Below are 19,014 nucleotides of genomic sequence, written 5' to 3' on the forward strand. Positions count from 1 at the left end.
CTTTGGCAGCGCAACCGATACATATCCACCGATATATTTTGTGCCATATCAGACATCACGCTGAGCAGCAATGAACCAGCATTTAGGATCCTAATGGCTGAGCTCGGCCCTCAACGTATTCCGGCGCTGATATCGCGGAACAATCACAGGAATCGCCGCTTACCACACATGTTGCGAACGATGACATTCACGAATAACAGAAATGACAACTAGCGACGCAAACGAAAAAGCAAGCAATGCCGCCAATATTGCGGCCGCTCGCCAAGAACCGCCAGTCTGGGGAATATTGTGATTGTCACCGGCACGAATGGAATACGTCGCCGATGTCTCGGGACTATAGACCGCGCGCGCGGCCCCGGCATCCCGCCAATCCTTGTCTTCCGAACCGCCGAGCTTCGCGTAAACGGTATAGCTGCCGCCTTCGGGCAGCAAATTGACGCCAATGGTGTAACTCCATGTATAGCTGTCACTACCATCGGCGGAATTCCCACCGCCAAAGGTGAACGGAGCGTTTCCGGAATCAGGCAATGTGCCGATGGTCTGGCCGTCATTGCCGACAATCCGCAAAGCCGCAAAATCTTGATCAGCCCATGGCACACCGGTGCCGGTAATGACGACGGCACCGGTAGATTCATCGCGCGTCATCCCGGTGATGGTCGGCGTAGTCCGTTTGTGCCAGATGGCGAACAGATCGACATCCGTTTCGGTGTCGGCACCTTCCTGATTCAGGTAGACGGTACGATTGGCGGCATCACCCATGCTGTTGGCCGGGCTAACGTCATCGTTGCCTGCAGCAGTAGCGGTCGCGACCTTGTTCCAACCCACGAATTCGGCGTCTCCCGGTTTCATGCTTTCGGTCGGATCCGGCAGCTTGACCAGCGCGTTCTTTTGATCATAATCGACCAAGACATTAAAAACGTCAGGCGGAACAATCGGCAACGTACTGGGCGGGGTGCCGGAACCGCCACGCCCGGCATTCGCGTCAAACGTCGTCTTCGCCCAAGGCAACGTACCTTCCAGCGGCACCGGATTGGAGAGGTCCCCGCTCATGCTCAGTCGTATCACCAGATGATGTTCGGAACCAATGGGGTATTTGGCGACGAACGTCTCGCGCGGATAGGAAATTTTCCAATTCTGCACACCGGTGCCGCTCAGCTGGACGTACAAGTTTTCGACGCCGCTGGTGCCATTGCCCGACACACCATACCCATATTTGGAAATCAGCTTGATCTTGTTGCCAATGATGTTGAAGTGTTGATCACGCTGATAAATCCAGATGTCATAAAGGCCTGGACCATTCTTGAAATCGCCGTCACTGGTGGTCCAGTCGGAATGAGCGGTGCCGGTCGCTGGATCCCAATGACCATTGATACCGAAACCGTCCGTATTGCTGATGCCGTTGGGATGATCGTCGGTAAGCATCTCGATGTTCGAGCACAACGGGTTCGACGGCGCACTTGTTGTACCGCCACCGACAAAACTCGGAAACTCTGCCCCCGCAGGGCAGACAAGTGCCTGTATCCACGTGGATGCAGGGCTTCCGTCTTTTTTGAGACGGTCTGCGGTGCCGGTGATGTTGATCTTTCCGCGATCATCGTGATCGATTTTCATGCCCTCGACCCTGACACCGGAACCTCCATTGCAGTCAACCGGATCGTGACTCCCGTCCGTCGCGCATACGGCGATGACATCGTTCTTATCGTTGCCGGTGTCTACTTTTCCGGTCACATCCACCGTATCGGTGCTGCGGTGATAGGCAATGGCAAGGTCATAGGGAGTAGGCGGCACCGTCCATATTCCATACAGCGTGACGATTGTGCCGTAACCGCTTGAGGAGGTGGTACCTCCGGTGGTTGGCATCGTCTGTTTCCCAACCGCATAGATGGTGCCAGACGATTCGTTTGCATTCGGATCCCGGCTCCAACCCAGAAGCCTGCCACTGGCATTCACCATGCTGTCCTTGCCTGGCAACGTCATCTCGGATTGATCGTCATCAGTGTACCCGTAGACGGATCCCGGGGCCGTACCGGACCCTCCATGACTGGTATTGGCGTCAAATTTCACTTCCAGCCAAGGAAGGATTCCTGAGGCCACATCCGACTGCGATGTCGCCAGAGTCGTGAAACCACCGCTGTCAAGGGTCAGTCGGGCGGAAATGCGGTAGTCGCTGTCCATCGGATACCAGCCGGCAAAATCTGCAGCAGGATAGGTGACGCTCCATGATTGCTCGCTGCTGCCCCCTATCCTTATGCCCTGGGTGCGGGGCACAGCCGAGCTGGACTGCACCTCGACGACGCCACTGGCCTCTGTGGACGATCTTGGTGAAGGAACGGTGTACAGATATCCGGCGAGAATACGCTGCGGCGTGCCGATGACCTTAAAATGCACGCTTCGCGTAAAGACCCAGACATCATATTGGCCGGGTCCGTTCTTAAAGTCGCTGTCGGCGGTAACGTACGTGGCGCTGCCACCATAGCGCCCGCCGATGATGAAGTTGTTGGTTCCGTTGACGCCACCGCCACTGCCATTGGTAAGCATTTCGATCAGCGAGCACTTACTGGGAATCTGAAGCCCGTAGCCGGAATTGCTGGCTTGAAACGGCGTGCCCGCCGGGCAGACCAGTGTTTCGGCCCACGTCCCATATCCTTGATCGCCGGAACCCGTGGCGTCAAGCTGGTCAGCGCGGGCTGCGAAGGCAAGCTGGCCTGGATCATTGAGATTCGCGGTAATCGAGGAGACGCGTATATCGCTGCTGGGCCGACAGACTGCAGGACTTGACGGATTGTCGGCACAGACCGTCACCACACCGTAACGGTCGTCAAGATCATTGGCCTTTCCGCTGACGGTGAGGGTGTCCGAATTACGATGATAGGCAACTTTGAGATCGGTGGGTGCGGGCACGGTACGCCATACGGCGTATAAGACGACTCTTGTCGGCACTGTTGAAGCAGCATACTGGTGACTTCCCGGATCATAGTTGGAGTCCGGCGCAGTGGCTCCGGAATCCGCGGACCATCCCCTGAACGACTTGTCCTCGCCCGCGGGTATCATGGCAGACCCACCTGGTATCGTCACAACACAGGTGCCACCGGCATCAATCCGTCCGGTAACGTCACCCGGAACACCCGCACTCGCGCCGTTGCCGTCAAATGACAACTGGGTACACGGGTCTCCTTCGGCCTGCGCCGAAACATGATTGCGCGATCCAACACCTGAATACGTTGTTTGCGTTTCCGGCGTCGACCACGTTGGGAACCCCGTTGCCGCTGCCGACTTTAGATTGTCGACGGGGTACACCGGCAGCTGTGCATGCGGACTTGCAGGTTCGTCGGATATCGACGTCGTAGCAGGAATCGGGGAAGAAGAATGAGAAGAATCAGCCGTCGAAACGGCCAGAGAACCGGCGCCTCGTCTATCATCCTGCGAAACAGCAGAAGCAGATTGAGACGAAGACAATCCTGCAGACGCTGCCGTGCCAGCAGGAGCTACGCACAACAGACTTGCGCAGGCGCACACTACCGCCATCAGATCACGCCAGAATTTACCTCTCACCGCCACATACTCCCAAAAATCGACGCAGCCTGAAAAGGCCCATCATTTCTCCCACATTCCTGACAGTTTTGCCGGAAGTACCTGCTCAAACCTTATAGACCAGCATATTCCATATGAATAATATTCTACAACATTTAATACTTTTGTTATACAAACTTTGACTTATAGCACAAACCTCGATGGCCTTTTTTAAACATCGCGATCACGACATCGCAGTCAACACAATCGGTAAACCCACATTGGTATACTGGAAATGTTCGCGCGGTTGGTGGCAGCAGCTGCGCCAAGACGATTTAGCAACGCAACAAGCACGGCAACTCAGGCTTTGCACTGGTATCGGCTGGAATGGATTCAGCAATCACCGCTATGCCGATTGCCATAGGCCAATTCCCAGGCTTGGAACATCGGCTTGATTCGTCGCGCGGACTCCTCACCTTTCCGCATGCGTCGCCTCAGGCCGCAAGAAAAGGCAAGGTGATTCATGGTGGGCATCAAGACACAGTTTTCGCGGATTTTTGGAACTATTCAACACGCTCAGGCGCGGAAATCCGCTGTCACGAATCAATTGGCGACCGGCGTATCGGCGCATATTCAGCATAGCCGTAGGCAGCAAAACCATACTGGACTTGGCAAATCAACAGCCGACTTTTCAACATCGACCCCGATCAGCGACAAAAATCGATGGGATACTGCCACCGACAAGACAACCCCGCTGAGTTTTGTACGTTCCGGGCTTCAAACATATACGTTCTCCAGCAGGACCGACCAGCTAGAAATGCAACAAAACCGTTCAAACCAAACCAACAACAGGCTAGCCGGTCGGAAGCATACCATGAAGCGACTGGCCACGAAGACGATGGCGGTCATTGGCGCTGCGGCACTCGGACTGTCACTGGCGGCGTGCGGCAACACGTCCGGCAGCAGCGCCACAACCGGTGCCGACGGCAGGCCGACCTTGACATTTATGCTCGACTGGACGCCGAACACCAATCATGTCGGCCTTTACGTGGCGCAGCAACTCGGCTATTTCAAGGACGCCGGCGTCAACGTGAAAATTTTGCCGACCGCCCAGGCCGGTGCAGAAACCAGCGTCGAAAACGGCGTGGCCAACATCGGCTTCTCCAAACTGACCGACCTCGCCAACGCCGACGCGCAGGGCGCTGACTTGAAGCTGGTTTTCGATTTAACACAGAAGCCGATCGCACGCTGGTGCAGTTTGAAAAGCCGCACCGACATCCAGACGCCCAAGGATTTCGCCGGTAAGACCTTCGTCACCTTCGGATCGGCTGAGCAAAGCGCTTCGGTACGCCAGATGATCCGTTACGCCGGCGGCTCCGGCGATTTCAAAACCGCGACGGCAGGTACCAACACCTTCCGCACGCTCACGAGCGGCAAAGGTGATTTCGCCGGGTTCTACGCCAACTGGGAAGAGGTCGAATCACAGCTCAACGGGCCGGCGCTCAACTGCTTCGCGGCCGACAAGTGGGGTGTGCCGGGCAATCCCGACCAACTCGGTTTTGCAGTGAAGAACTCGTGGCTCAAGAATCCACAGAACGTCGCCAATCTGAAGAAATTCCTCAAGGCCACACGCCGCGGTTACGACTACGCGCTGGCCAATCCCGACAAGGCCGCCGATATCCTGGTCAACCAGACCAAAACCTCGCATCTCGACCCGAAACTCTCGCGCGCCTCAATGGAAAAGGTCGTAAAGGAAGGTTACTGGAGCGGCAACGGCATGAACGACGACACCACCAACGGCAAGCCCGACCAAAAGCTTACCGCCACGGTCAATACCGAAGACGGCCAGAAATACCTGGACTTCCAGTACAACGCCGGCACCTACACCGATTCGCACAAGAAAAAGCTCGCCCGCGCGCCGCAAGCCGCCGAGCTTTCGACCAACAAATATGTGGAATAATTCCTCTCAGCTCTCTTTGTCTTCATAAATGCATAATCTCCCGCGCTCAAAGTACCTATTTTGGAACCTCTTGGCGCACCAAGAAGTCAAAAAATCGAAGAATCATCCCCAATTCTCTTGTTTTTGCCCCTCTTGGTGCGCCAAGAACCCCCAAAATTGAAGAATGGATAGCAAATCACGCAAATTTCGCCTTCTTGGCGCGCCGAGAGGTTAGAAAATCGCTGATTACGATAAAACGCGATGCGAATCATCTGAAGGATAAGGAAACATCCGACTTGGAAAACCTGTTGATAGGTGATGCCGGATAAATCAACGAACGATCTAAGTTCCTCCCTCGAAAAGCTTCAGAAGACAGCTGAATGAAAACTGATGGAATAATGGAAACTACAAACGCAACGGAAGAACAACAATGACAACGAAGCAGAAAGGTCAGTCAACGCCCTCACAACGCTGGTGGCGCAAGGCGCTGCCGCCGGCCATCACCATCGGGGCGGTGTTAGCTGTCTGGCAGGTGGCGGCGAGCGCGCACCTCGTTTCGCAGACTACGCTGGCCTCCCCTGTCGCCATCGTCTCGTCAATGGTTGTCACCTGGCCAGACCTGATGGCTGCAACAGCGGTGACCACCGGTGAAGCGTTGGCAGGCTTCGCAATCGCGGTCGTCGCCGGAATCGCCATCGGAATCGGCCTTTACGCCTCGAAAACCGCAAACCGTGCCATTTACCCGCTGCTCGTGGCTGCTCAGACCATTCCCATCATCACCATCGCACCGCTGTTCATGATCTGGTTCGGCTTCAATCCGGCCGGCAAGATCACACTTGTGGCCATCTTCGGCCTGTTCTCCGTTGCCGTCGACACCTCACGCGGATTGACCGCAGTACCCCGCTTCTATCAGGACGTGGCGCTGACCTGCGGGGCAACGAAACCGTGGACGCTGTTTCACGTGAAACTTCGCGTCGCTGCGCGCCAGATCTTCTCCGGCATTCGTATCAGTGCCGCCTACGTTTTCGGTACGGCAGTCACTGCCGAATATTTGGGAGCCACCAACGGCCTCGGTGTGTGGCTGCAGGGCGCGTTCAATTCATTCCAAACGGCCATGATTTTCTCGGCCGCCATCGTCGTGGTGGCCTTGACCGGCATTCTGCTCGGCCTCGTTTCACTGGCAGAACGCCTGTTGCTTGGCCCGGCCGACGAGGATGATGCGATTTCGCTAGATGAGAGCGAAGCCTGACGAGTCCTTCAGTTCTTGAATATGTTCTGGAGGAAATCGTAAAGCGCCAGATGCCAGCTTCCCATGGAATGGTAGCGCATTGGGAACACGTCGAATCTGGTGTTGGCCCCCGGCTTCAGACGCGGCTCCGCATTCAACAACGCACGATAATCCTGCGCCTGACCGGGACCTGCAAAATCGAAGATTCCGGTGGAAACATAAAGATAGTGGATTGGATAATTCCTGAGTCGAGCCGAACGAATGGTCTTTCGAAAATCCGCGGCTGAAGTACGGCTGCCGCTGAATGTACCGAACCATGAAAAATAATCCAGGCTCTGGCACATCGCCGAATGGTAGGTGGTGACGGCTCCGCGAGAAAGGCCCGCAAACGCTCGGTGGTCACGGCTGGCCGTGAACCCGGCGCTCGTGGCAGATGCGGCGTATGTGGAATACCTTGACTCCACAAACGGCATCAGATCATTACGCAGCTCGCTGTTGAACGAATACGTGAGCGCATCAAGATTTCCCTTGCAATCGTCGCCGACATAAAAACTCGGCGTGACGACGATCATCGGCTTGACCACTCGATGCGCGATCAATTGATCAAGCACATTCTTGTTCGCCTGATTGTTTTTCAGCCAATCGGCCTCTGTCTGGCCGGTGCCATGCAACAAATACAAAATGTCGTACTTATGATGACTTGTGTATCCATACGGCAGATAGACATAAGCCGCCTTGGTGACGCTTCGACGATCGGTGGCGTACGCCTTTGTCTGATAGGTAACCCGTTGCAGACTGCCAGGTTTGGAGGATGCGGCATCCATCGCGGAAGGCACGTCCCAGACCTCGTGTCGGGCATCCGAACCGCTTCGCGCATAGGCCGCACAACCTTGCCAAACGCCCACAAGAACAACGACAAGCACCAGAAACACTGCAAGCCACCTGCGACCCCTCGCCCACATAGGACGAATACCATCGTCTTGTGTCACTGCCGCCGGCCGCTTACGCAATGCGCAATAAATCTGCACCGCGGTTCCGGCCACCGCCGCCAGAACGGCGACGGAAGCCTCGACATAAAACACAACGTTGAACATCGTCGTTTCCGAATAATTCATGGTGTAGCCGAGAACGAAGCCCGTAATCGCGTCAGCCGCGAAGATGACGGGCAGACGCAAACGCCAAGCCACAGCCCCGGCAAGCACGATAAGCAGTTCGACCACAGCCATAGCGCCGAACAGCCGCCACGAGCCCAGGAAGGCGTATCTCAGCGCATGAGCCAGCCCCAGCGATGCCAAAGCCAGAAGCGCCAGCGTATCGATACCGTCCACGGTGCAAATCCATCGGAAACGATGATGTTCAACATCCATCACTTAAGCTCTCGCCTCCTTCGATCTGTTGATTTCCTTGCTGCTCGCACCCTTATCGATATGCCCCGAGGACGTTCCGCGCAGCACGCTGACCACCGCGGAGGCGATGACGGCAAGCACAATCAAAACACCTGCCGCAATGAAGGAACGGCTCAAGCCTGCCATGTTCATCTTGGTCAAAATGGCATATTCCTCGTCCCAAACAGCGGCAACGAACCGTCCCAAACCGACCAGTGAGAGCACAAACGGGACATACTCGAGATAGGGAACCTTCGGAAGAAGGATGACAGTGAACTGGATCACGGCCGCCGCAACCATTACCACCGCAATAAGAATGGTGTGGTTGCGGGCGCCACAAAGCACATAGACGATTCCTGCCGCGAATTCCAGTACCGCCGCAACGTACGCGGCTACCGATACCTTACTTACCTTCATGTTCAGACTCCTTCTCGATGATGGTGACGGACGCCTCGAAACGCTTCCGAACCATGAACACGGCCAAAATCACATCAGCCAAGGCCAACACAGCAATGACGACGTAGGCGATAACCAGCCAGTAAGGCGTGACCTTGACGACACGGGACGTCGACGACAGGCCATTGACACCGATACTGTTGGCAAAATTGAAGAGGATGTAATGGCTTGCCTCTTTGAGATTCGCCAGCATCTTGGCATCCTTTTTGGCCTTTGGCAGTGCAGCGTCATGGAAGGTCGTGGCCGAAGTCGCCCACATGCTGTTGCCGTTTTGAAGACCGGCACCGATACTTTGCAGCGGAGGAATGACGGCCATGTCCGTGTCGATGATGGCGGTGGAACCCCATTCGCCACGTACCACGTCTTTGAGCAGCGGCGAGAACGCTCCCGCCCAAGTGCAGCCGATCCTGTTGAACGATCCCATCGCAGCCTTGGCGTGCCCCTGCGTGAACGGCTTCTCGAATGCCTTGAGATACAGTTCACGAATCGACTGTTCATTGGCGAACGTGCTGACACCCTGCCGGTTAGTTTCCTGCTCGTTCATCATGAAATGCTTGACAAACGCCACGATACCGCGGGATTGCAGGCCCTCAACGGTCTCACAGGCCATATCCCCGGCCATCAGTCCGTCTTCGGAATAGTATTCGAAATTCCGGCCTCCATAGGGGGTGCGATGAATATTCATGGCAGGCGCGTATGCACCCGAGGTACCGGTACGTATCCAATCCTCGCCCATGGCCTTGCCGACACGACGAGCGAGCTCGTGGTTGAACGTCGAGGCCATAACCGTCTCGCTGCAGTAACCGGTAGGAGTCGTGCCGTCGGCAAGGTACTTACGTACATTCTCTCCGGCAGGACCGTCCTTCATGAACAGCGCCGGGTAGGAAATCGAAGGCACAGCCACCTGGCCGGACCTCATCACCAAAGTGACCAGATCGTCCGCGCTCATCTGATCGATGAGCTTGTTCCAGCGCTTATCGTTGAATTTCGCGCCGGACATCTGCGCAAACGTCAGCCCGTTCTTTTGCTTGGTGACCACTGACGAGACATCCGAAGATCCGGGCTTGTAGGTGCCATCGGCATTGAGGTTGGCGATCATGGCATCGGTCGCTTCAAGACCGGTATACGGCTTGGGGAACGTGTTCCAGTCGGCACGGGTCAAATAACCCGCCTGCTTGCCATAGCCCTCCAGCGAGGCCTTGTCAAACCTGTTGGTGACGGATTTACCCGAATAGGATTTGCCGAGCTTGATCAGGCTTTGGTTGTTCCATGAGAACACCTTGCTGGCCACTCCGGGTGCATCCATGCCATTGGAGACTGAGCTGCCGGATGCCGCAAGCACGTTGTTGAGGGCATCATGCGCACTGTCGCCCACCGCGAAACGATAGCTGCCGGGATCGAGCACAAAGGTTTTGGCACCTTGGTAATCGTAAGAGGCATAATCGGCGGGCTTGGCTTTGATGGTCACGCTCTGGCTTTGGCCGGGCTTAAGTTCTCCGGTCTTGCCGAATCCGACCAGTTGGATGGCGGATTTCTCAATACCTTTTTTGACGTATGGTTGCTGAGCGTAAAGCTGCACGACGCTTTTGCCTGCAACCTTGCCTGTGTTGGTGACTTGCACTGTGGCCGTGGCTCCGTCGGCATCCGCGTGGGAATCGACGATGCGTTGGTCGAACGGCTTCCCATCCGACGAACCGTAGCTCAGGCCGTATCCGAACGGATAGACGACCTCGTTATCGTAATTCCAAGCTTTGCCGTCACTGGCTCCGGCTGCCGAAACGGCATTCGTGCCTTTTGGATCGGTGACCGTATCGGCATAACGCGTTTCGTAATACCGATACCCGACGTAAATGCCTTCCCGATACACCACATATTTCGTGGCCATGGCCGCAGGATTCATCTGCTTGACGATTTTGCCGGCATTGGTATAAGTGAAATCACCGAAATTCTGCATCGCCGGCGACGAGAACGAATTGGACGCGTAAGTGTCCACCAAGTGGCCGGAAGGATTGATCGCGCCATCAAGCGCACGCGCGATGGCACGCGATCCGCTCTGTCCCAAGCCGCCGACCCAGAGCGCGGCGTCGATGCCGTATTCACGGCCCTGCAACCAGCCGAGTTCCATGGCGTTCGATGTGTTGATCAGGGCAATAATCTTATGGAATTTGCCGCTTTGCTGAATCTGGCGAAGTAGAGCCTTCTCCTGATCCTGCAGCTTCATGTATTGCGAGCCGTCACCGAACTTCGCGGTCGGCATGTCGCTGCCCTCCCCGCCTACTCGTGAGAGCACCACAACAGCCGCATCGTCATACTGTCCATAAGACTGTTTGACGGCATCCGTGTAGTCGGAAACAGGAGGCTCCGCAACGTGGATATCTTTCGGAAGGGCACCCAAAAACGTCCCGTTCGAACGGATATAGCCAGGCTTCCCGCTGTATTTCTTATAAAAATTCCAGAGAGTGGGGTTCACCGCGAACCCTTCACCCTCCATGGCCTGCTTGAGGTCGATGGCCTTGGTCGGGTCAACGGTTCCGGCACCAGTGCCGCCGAGGACAAGGTCGGTCGAGGAACGACCGAACAACGTCACTTTCGCCCCATGGGCCAGTGGCAACGCCGCGTTGTCGTTCTTGAGCAAGGTTATGCCTTCCCCTGCAACCTCCTGGACCAAGGAATCGGATTGCTTCTTCCAAGCGTTGAGCGACATACCGTTGTCGCGCGCATAACTGATTGGTTTGGCACCGTTGGTACCAGTGATTTTATAGGGCGAACCACCAAGCGCAGTGATGACATAAGCGCTATAGGTCGAGGCGCCAGATGCCATGCCGACCGCCAATGCCAGCAGCGAGCTGACCACAGCGATCGCGACACGTAGCCCGCCGCTTGTCCGTTGTTTTGCCATTGTTTTCTCTCCTAACAGCTCGGTTGGATGAGCTGGCACCAGCATAAAACCACACGATCTGCGCCAAACGCACTAGGCAAAAATGTCACGTTTTGTGGCAAAACGGTACGCGACGCAGGTCTAGGCATCATTCATTTCTTCACAAGATTGGATTGGGAGGGGAACAGGATATTGGCCACGAAGCAATCATGACTTACTCCCAATTGCAATGTTCCGTCATATTTTCTGACCAGATAGCGCACACTGCGCAATCCGAAGCCGTGGTTGTCAATGTCGCCTTTTGTGGTGTGAGGCAAGCCCTCGACCCACGTTTTCTGATTCTTCACATCCGGCGCATAATTCTCCACACTGACGCTGTCCATGGCACCTTTTGCGCGAATCGACACCGCGATGCTGCGCCTGGAAGCCGGCGAGACCGTGCGCTCATGCTCGATGGCATTGTCGAGCAGATTGCCGAACAACGATGACAAATCCGCCGGTTGCAGGAATGAGACCGCCTCTCCCTGGGCGATAACGGTCAGGTTGATGTCACTTTGCTTGCACAACAGCTGCTTTTGACCCAAGACCAAGTCAAGATCCCTGTTTCCGGTGTCGAATTGGTTTTCGTAACGTGCGACCAGCGCCTCGATATTGTCCAGTTCGGCGTCATCGGTGGAACCGTGGGCACGGATTCTGGCAATCTGGTGCTTCAAATCATGAGCTTTCATATTGATCAGGTCCATGCTCTCGCGCTCGATACGATATTGCCGAGCCTCGCCGCGGAGCATCCTTTCCAGCAACAATCGCTCGTCGGCACCGGTTTTCAGCGCGACCAGACCGGACTGCACGCACAGGCCGGCCAGACAGCACAAAATCAACGGCGGACGCACCACCCATATGCGATCGATGCCATAGACCTGGAACGAATACTGCATAAGGTAGGTGAACAGCGCGCACAACACGGCAAACGGATACACGTAGATGCCGTTGATGCCTTCGGCACCGTCCATGTTCATCCGCTGGACAAAAACGACAAAGCACACCGAGTACGTCAGGGCCATGCAACCGATGGAAAGGCACAGCCATGGCAATGGGGTGAACGCATCCGGGAACAAATGATAAATCAGGCTTTCAATGTTATATGAAAGGTTCTGCATCAGCTGCGCACCGATACAGCAAAACAGCACCTCACGGAAACCCCGTCGAAGAACCACTTTCCACATCGCCAAGGTCAGCAGGAATATCGTCAGCGAGAAAAAGCCGGAGACGAACATACTGACGATATTGGGTACGACCACCATGCACGGCAAGGCGACCAGCAAGCCTATGATAAGCCGCACCGCAAATCCGTGCGGCTTCTTCAACGGCACCATGAACAGGAATTCGGCGATGAGGATCTGCAGGATATAGCCGTGCTGCACGCCGATGACGAACAACTGCTTGAAATCCATCAGGCCCTCCTCGCCACAAACACCGTCAGCGCCTTACGGAAATCGGCACGGCAGGTGCGTGAAACCGGCAGCCGTTCGCTGACGCCATCCAATGTCACTCCTGTGGCATCGACGGCAATGACATAGGCCATGTTGACCAGTATGGATTTGCGAATCATCGCGAAACCCTGGGCCTTGAACGAATCCACAATCGAGCTGATAGTGCCCCGCATACGCAAGTCGCCTGCAGTGGTATGCAACACGATGTAGTGTTTTTGGCTTTCGACATACATGATGGTGGAATAGCGCACTGATTGCATGCCACCGACCTGTTGTATGACAAATGCGGCATCTACGTGCACGCTGCTCACCGCGCGATCCATCTTGATCACAAACAAATCGTAATCCAGCGGCTTCACCACATAGTCAAGCGCCGCCACCTCGTAACCATGAATGGCATACTGCGACATGCTGGTAATAAAAACAAGACAGACATCCGCATCCTGCCGACGCATGCGTTTGGCGGTCTCAATCCCATTGATATGCGGCATGACGACGTCCATAAACACAATCTGGAACTGCCGGTGAAACCCTTCGAGGAAGGCGGCGCCATCTGCAAAACGAACGACATCGATCTTCATATGGCGTTCGGCGGCATACCGCTTGATATAGCTCTCCAACAACGCGGAGAAAACGACATCATCTTCGACAACCGCGACGCTGAGCATGCCCATACCTTCCCGACCATGTCTTGCACTTCTTTACATGCAACTCTAAATCAATGGATACCTTGTTTAGAAACAATTTAGCGGTCCGATGCAAGAATTGATGATTTCCGGCATAAACGTACCATAAAGCGATATCGTTGCCTAAAAACAGGTAGTGAACCAGCGATATCACCCGCCCGCCCCACAACCAAAGTGAGCCGCGCCGACAGACAGGGGCACACTGCCTAGGATGTAATATAAGAAAATACGAAATCCTGAGAGGAAACCGAAAAGGATGATGATAACCGTTGCGCTGATCGAAGATGACGCAACCGCCATGCGCCATTTGCGTGATTCCATCGAACGTTTCCAAAACAGCGGGAAATCACAAGGAACCGAATTCAACATCGCCGAATTCAACGAGCCCACGTCGTTCCTCGACCCATATCGCGGCAGCTACGATATCGTGTTCATGGACATCGAGATGCCCAATATGAACGGCATGGAAGCGGCGCGGCGCCTTCGGCAAATCGACCCGCACACCATCATCATCTTCGTGACCAACATGGCCCAGTTCGCCGCAAAAGGCTACGAGGTCGACGCACTGGCCTACATCATCAAGCCCTTCACCTACAACGATTTCGAGCAGAAACTTGAACGCGCGGTCGACCTTTGCCGCAGGAAGTCGGAATCCTTCGCCATCACGCAACGCGGCGAAATGAAAATAGTATTGCTAAGCGACCTGGCCTACATCGAGGTCAAAGGCCACACCCTCGTCTTTCACACCGATCAGGAAGAGCTCATCGGATCGGGCAGCTTGCAAGAGGTGCAGGCCAAACTGGAGGGCAAGGGGTTTCTCAGAAGCGGCAAATCGTATCTGGTCAACCAACGATTCATCAAGGAGATACACCGCTCAGAAATCTTCATGTCCGATGGCTCCATACTGCCTATCGGCCGTTCGTACCATAAGACGTTTCTGACACAGCTGGCGCAAAGTCTGGGCAGCGATCATGTGCTCTGAAATCATCGCCGTAGCCGGCGCCACAGTTAATGCCGCAGCCATCGCCAACACGGTAACCATCGCGGAAAACGCTCAAACAGGTTCGGCAATCAATGGCATCCTATGGTTTTTCAATGCTTGCGGGTTCCTCTTCGAAATGCTCATCGCCTTGGCAATGTTCGTGTGGAGGCTGGAACGCAAGCGGCATTTCGCGATTCGCTTCACTTGCTCGGCCGCAGTGATGATCGCCATCGCCATCGCGTGGACGAAATTCATACCCAGTAACGCCTGGACCCTTATCGCGCGCTGCACGCTCTTTTATGCGATGTGTTACATCACACTGCTGGTGTGCATGGAGCTGAACGCCCGTCAGGCCTTGTTCTATCTCGTCGCAGGCGTGGCCACGCAGCATCTCGCCTATTGCGCGGCGCTAATCGTGGTCATGCTGGTCAATCCGGGCAACTACAGCATCGGCACATCCATTTCGTCACTGATCTACCCGCTGGCGCTCATACCCTGTTTCGCCATCGCCTACTGGCTTTTCGCCCGCCCGTTGGCGCACACTGTGCCGGATTCCAGTCTGAGCTCGCATATGCTGCTTCTGTTCATCGGCGTCCTGCTGTGTGTCAACGTCTTCGCCTGCCTGTTCGACGGCTTCGTGGCCGGCCAGCAACTGCCGTATCTCGCCTACATGATGTGTGTGTTGACACGGTTGGTGACCTGTTCCTTCCTGCTGATGCTGCTGCGTGAAATCGTCGAACGCAGCCAGGCCGAACGCGACGGCGCGGTGCTCCAGCAGCTGCTCAACCAGCAGAAATCGCAGATGGCCCGCGACAGAGAGACCATCAATCTCATCAACGTCAAGACGCACGACCTCAAGAAACAGTTGACAAGTCTGGGAAACAAAATCGGCAAGGATGAAATCACTGGGCTTAACAATCTCGTGGACATCTACGACAGCTCCGTGCGCACCGGCAACGAGACGCTTGACATACTGCTGGCACAGAAATCACTGATCTGCGAGCAACGCGGCATCTCGTTCGAACGCCTCATTGACGGCCACGCCATCGATTTCATGAAACCGGCCGACATCTACGCCCTGTTCGGCAACGCGATGGACAACGCGTTGGAGGCGCTGAGCCGGCTCGACCAGTCCGACAAGACGACGCCCCGCACGATACGCATGCAGGTCAAGCACGACAAAGGCGTAACCGTCATCCACATCGCCAATCCGTACCAAGGCACCCTCACTTTCGACCACGACCTGCCCGTCACCACCAAAAGCGACAGCCGCTACCATGGCTTCGGCATGCGTTCCATTCAGTTGGTCGTGGAGCACTATCACGGGGCGCTGAGCATCGAGACGCAGCATCAATGGTTCTCGCTCAATATCGTATTGAGTGGCGAATAGAGCCAAACCACCTGTCGTTCTTGACTATTTTGCTGCGCAGCGTGATTGGCCGCAAAACATGTATTACAACATTGTCAAAACCAGAATATCGTCACCGTTTATGTCTGACATCACATCGAAACGTCAGCACGGGCCTTGTCGTTCGTGACGCAAAAAACGCGTTTCAAGTGGTCGGCATTGATTCGCCATGCCGGCGGATTCACACTGAAGCTGTAGCGCAAAGGAGCGGTCCAATGCGCCGGCAATCACAATCGGTTGAGATATGGGAACCTTGGGAGGCTGATGGTCATGCTTTCGATTGACAGGCTGGCTGTGGAAAACCTTGAGCACGGCTGCGTGAGTGACAACGAGCACCCACGGATGTCATTCAGCACCAGCAGCGACGTTCCCGGCGAGCGCATCGCACAGGCGACGTTGAGCGTCAACGGCTGGACACACACCGGCACGGAGCAGATTGCCATCCCTTACCAAGGCGAGCCTTTGCAGCCTTTCACTGTTTATCCGGTCACGCTTGAGGTCACCGATGCAAGCGGCAATCATGCGAGCGCCGCCACCACCTTCGAAACCGGACGCCTCGGCACCCCTTGGAAGGGCTCGTGGATCAGCGATCCAAACTATCATTTCACCGCCAAAAAAGTTTCGCCGACGCCGATGGTCTTCCGCAAACGTCTCGCACCGAAGCAACAACACATCAAGCGGGCCAGGCTTTACGCCACAGCCATGGGCATCTATGAATTTTCGATAGACGGGCATCGGGTCGGTGACCAATACTTCGTTCCCGGTTTCACTTCCTACGCCACCAATCTGCAATACCAGACATACGATGTGACCGACCTGTTCAAGGCCGATGGCGACGTAGACGAAAACGGTACACACACCCTCATGGCCACGGTGGCCGGCGGATGGGCCGTGGGTTCATTCGTCTTCACCCGCAAGAACCGCATCAGCGCCGACCGACAGGCCCTACTGGCCGAATTACGTCTCGATTTCGAAGACGGCACCAGCGAAACCATCGCCACCGACGAATCCTGGGAGGTCTGCGAATCAGGGCCATACCGCATGGCCGACATCTACGACGGCGAGACCTACGATGCCACCATGGAGCTCGGCCCGGACGGGCAACACGGCACGCAATGGCATCCGGCAGCCGTCGAGACTCTGCGCCATAGCCCCAGCATCACCGCCGATTACGGTTCTCCCGTCCGTGCCCATGAGATATTCGACCCCGTCAGCCGCACGAAAGGCCCTGACGGCGAAACCATCTATGATATGGGCCAGAACTTCGCAGGCGTGGTCCGCCTGCATATCCGCAAGGCACACCAAGGGCAACGCATCATCGTCCGGCACGCGGAAATCCTCAACACCAAAGGCGGCCTGAACACGACGTTCCTGCGCACCGCCAAAGCCACAGCCACCTATACCTGCGTCGACGGCGAGCAGACCTATATGCCACATTTCACCTATATGGGCTTCCGTTATGTCAGCATCGAGGGCATCGATCCCGCCGACATCGACGTGGAAGGCATGGCACTCTATTCCGATCTGAGGCGAATCGGCGATTTCGAATGCAGCGATGCCAGACTCAACCAGTTGCAAGACAATATCGTATGGGGCGCGAAATCGAATCTGATGGACATCCCCACCGACTGCCCGCAACGCGACGAACGAATGGGATGGACGGGCGACATCGCGGTCTTCGCCCCCATCGCCTGCGCCAATTTCGACATGGAACGTTTTCTGGAGAAATGGCTTCGTGACGTCAAGGCCGAACAGCACAGGGGCGGCGGCATCCCCAACACCGTGCCGGCGCAGGGATATGGCTTCCCGGCGACCATGCCCACCATGGCCATCGACTGGTGGGGCGATGCCTGTGTATTGGTGCCATGGGTGCTTTACCAGGCCAACGGCGATGCCACGGTGCTCGAAACGATGTATCCAGTCATGAAAAAGTATGTGAAAGCCTGCCGTTTCTGGGCCGGTCTGGTTGGCTTCGGCCGTCAACGCTATATCTGGCACACCCCGTCCTCCCTGCATTTCGGCGATTGGGTGGCGCCGGACGTGCCGAAGATGAGCCAATGGCAGCAGCGCAGCAAGTGGACAGCCACCGCGAGCCTCAACAACACCAGCCGAACCTTGGCAAAAGTGGCGCATGTGCTCGGCCATCAAGAAGATGCCGACCGGTACAACGCACTGGCCGACAAGGTGGCCGACGCCTATTGCACACTGCTGAGCGACGGCAAAGGGCGCATGAAGTCGGAGTTCCAGACCGCCTATGTTCTGCCGCTATATCTGCATATGTTCCCGCGCAGGCTGCAGGCCACGGCCGCCGCCAATCTGGCACGCCTGGTGAAAAGCAACGGCTACCGCATCGGCACCGGCTTCCCTGGAACGCCATATATCCTTTTCGCGCTTGCCGACAACGGCCAGGTCGACACCGCTTACCGGATGCTGCTCAACACCTCATGCCCCTCATGGCTCTATGAAGTCAAAATGGGGGCGACCACCATCTGGGAACGTTGGGACGGGCTCGACGAAAACGGCGAATGCCCCATCGGCGACGACGGCACCGACCTGATGATCTCCTACAACCACTATGCCTCCGGAGCCGTCGGGGACTTCATGTACCGCCGCATCGCCGGCATCGAGCCGATTGAGGCGGGCTACCGACGTTTTGCCGTCCATCCGGTGCCCGGAGGCGGCCTGACCTACGCACAGGCCCAGTTCACCACGCCTTACGGCACCATCCACGTCGAATGGCATATCGATGAAGCCGATGCTGAGACCAGCGGCGAGAACGCCAACAACGAACACCAGCAGCAATTCACCATCGAACTTGACGTCCCGATGGGCACCTCGGCCTTGGTAACCCTGCCGGACGAATCAAGCAGGAACGCCGAATCAGGGCATCATCGCTTCAGCTGCGGTTTGACAGACGAAACCGCTGAAGAAATCACCGAACAGGCAACCGATGCCGTACCTGCCGCTGCCGCAACACAGCCCGAAAACCAACAGCCACGAGACTAAAACATCCGCAAACAAGCCAGATCCGAACCTTTTAGCAAGAGAAAAG

At 56.0% G+C, this 19,014-nt stretch carries 11 protein-coding genes; 5 read left to right on the plus strand and 6 right to left on the minus strand.

Translation table 11 applies throughout. The features are described 5' to 3' along the window. Positions 1–159 precede the first annotated feature (159 nt). A complete protein-coding gene (locus tag PT275_RS08565) occupies positions 160–3,552 on the minus strand; it encodes a hypothetical protein (protein WP_277153968.1) in 3,393 nt (1,130 codons plus the stop codon). A gap of 832 nt (positions 3,553–4,384) precedes the next feature. Between PT275_RS08565 and PT275_RS08570 the strand changes: the two genes are divergently transcribed. Together PT275_RS08570 and PT275_RS08575 are read left to right on the plus strand one after the other, a co-directional pair. Next, entirely contained in the window at positions 4,385–5,470 is a 1,086-nt protein-coding gene (locus tag PT275_RS08570) for an ABC transporter substrate-binding protein (RefSeq protein ID WP_277153969.1), read from the plus strand. A gap of 409 nt (positions 5,471–5,879) precedes the next feature. Next, the gene (locus PT275_RS08575) at positions 5,880–6,698 is read left to right on the plus strand and encodes an ABC transporter permease (RefSeq protein ID WP_277153970.1); all 819 of its coding nucleotides are present in this window, start codon (positions 5,880–5,882) and stop codon (positions 6,696–6,698) included. 8 nt (positions 6,699–6,706) lie between these two features. Here PT275_RS08575 and PT275_RS08580 read toward each other — a convergent pair whose 3' ends face one another. The 5 genes from PT275_RS08580 to PT275_RS08600 all read right to left on the minus strand — a co-directional run bounded on the left by PT275_RS08580 (position 6,707) and on the right by PT275_RS08600 (position 13,554). Continuing rightward, a complete protein-coding gene (locus PT275_RS08580) occupies positions 6,707–8,044 on the minus strand; it encodes an alpha/beta hydrolase-fold protein (protein WP_277154036.1) in 1,338 nt (445 codons plus the stop codon). Between the two features lie 3 nt (positions 8,045–8,047). Beyond that, positions 8,048–8,479 (minus strand): hypothetical protein, encoded by a 432-nt coding sequence (locus PT275_RS08585; protein WP_277153971.1) that lies wholly within the window; start codon positions 8,477–8,479, stop codon positions 8,048–8,050. Continuing rightward, positions 8,466–11,417: a glycoside hydrolase family 3 protein gene (locus tag PT275_RS08590; RefSeq protein WP_277153972.1), complete on the minus strand. Its 2,952-nt coding sequence runs from the start codon at positions 11,415–11,417 to the stop codon at positions 8,466–8,468. Before PT275_RS08590 ends, PT275_RS08585 begins: the two co-directional genes overlap by 14 nt. A gap of 131 nt (positions 11,418–11,548) precedes the next feature. Beyond that, a complete protein-coding gene (locus tag PT275_RS08595; RefSeq protein WP_277153973.1) occupies positions 11,549–12,847 on the minus strand; it encodes an ATP-binding protein in 1,299 nt (432 codons plus the stop codon). After that, positions 12,847–13,554: a LytTR family DNA-binding domain-containing protein gene (locus PT275_RS08600; RefSeq protein ID WP_277153974.1), complete on the minus strand. Its 708-nt coding sequence runs from the start codon at positions 13,552–13,554 to the stop codon at positions 12,847–12,849. The genes PT275_RS08595 and PT275_RS08600 overlap by 1 nt, the downstream gene beginning before the upstream one ends. Positions 13,555–13,828: 274 nt before the next feature. Between PT275_RS08600 and PT275_RS08605 the strand changes: the two genes are divergently transcribed. The 3 genes from PT275_RS08605 to PT275_RS08615 all read left to right on the plus strand — a co-directional run bounded on the left by PT275_RS08605 (position 13,829) and on the right by PT275_RS08615 (position 18,968). After that, positions 13,829–14,554, plus strand: a complete 726-nt coding sequence (locus PT275_RS08605; RefSeq protein ID WP_277153975.1) for a LytTR family DNA-binding domain-containing protein — start codon at positions 13,829–13,831, stop codon at positions 14,552–14,554. After that, positions 14,544–15,944: an ATP-binding protein gene (locus PT275_RS08610; RefSeq protein ID WP_277153976.1), complete on the plus strand. Its 1,401-nt coding sequence runs from the start codon at positions 14,544–14,546 to the stop codon at positions 15,942–15,944. Before PT275_RS08605 ends, PT275_RS08610 begins: the two co-directional genes overlap by 11 nt. Positions 15,945–16,226: 282 nt before the next feature. Next, positions 16,227–18,968, plus strand: a complete 2,742-nt coding sequence (locus tag PT275_RS08615) for an alpha-L-rhamnosidase (RefSeq protein ID WP_277153977.1) — start codon at positions 16,227–16,229, stop codon at positions 18,966–18,968. Positions 18,969–19,014 lie beyond the last annotated feature (46 nt).

It is taken from the genome of Bifidobacterium sp. ESL0745 (assembly GCF_029433335.1).
In the GTDB taxonomy this organism is placed as follows: Bacteria; Actinomycetota; Actinomycetes; order Actinomycetales; family Bifidobacteriaceae; genus Bifidobacterium.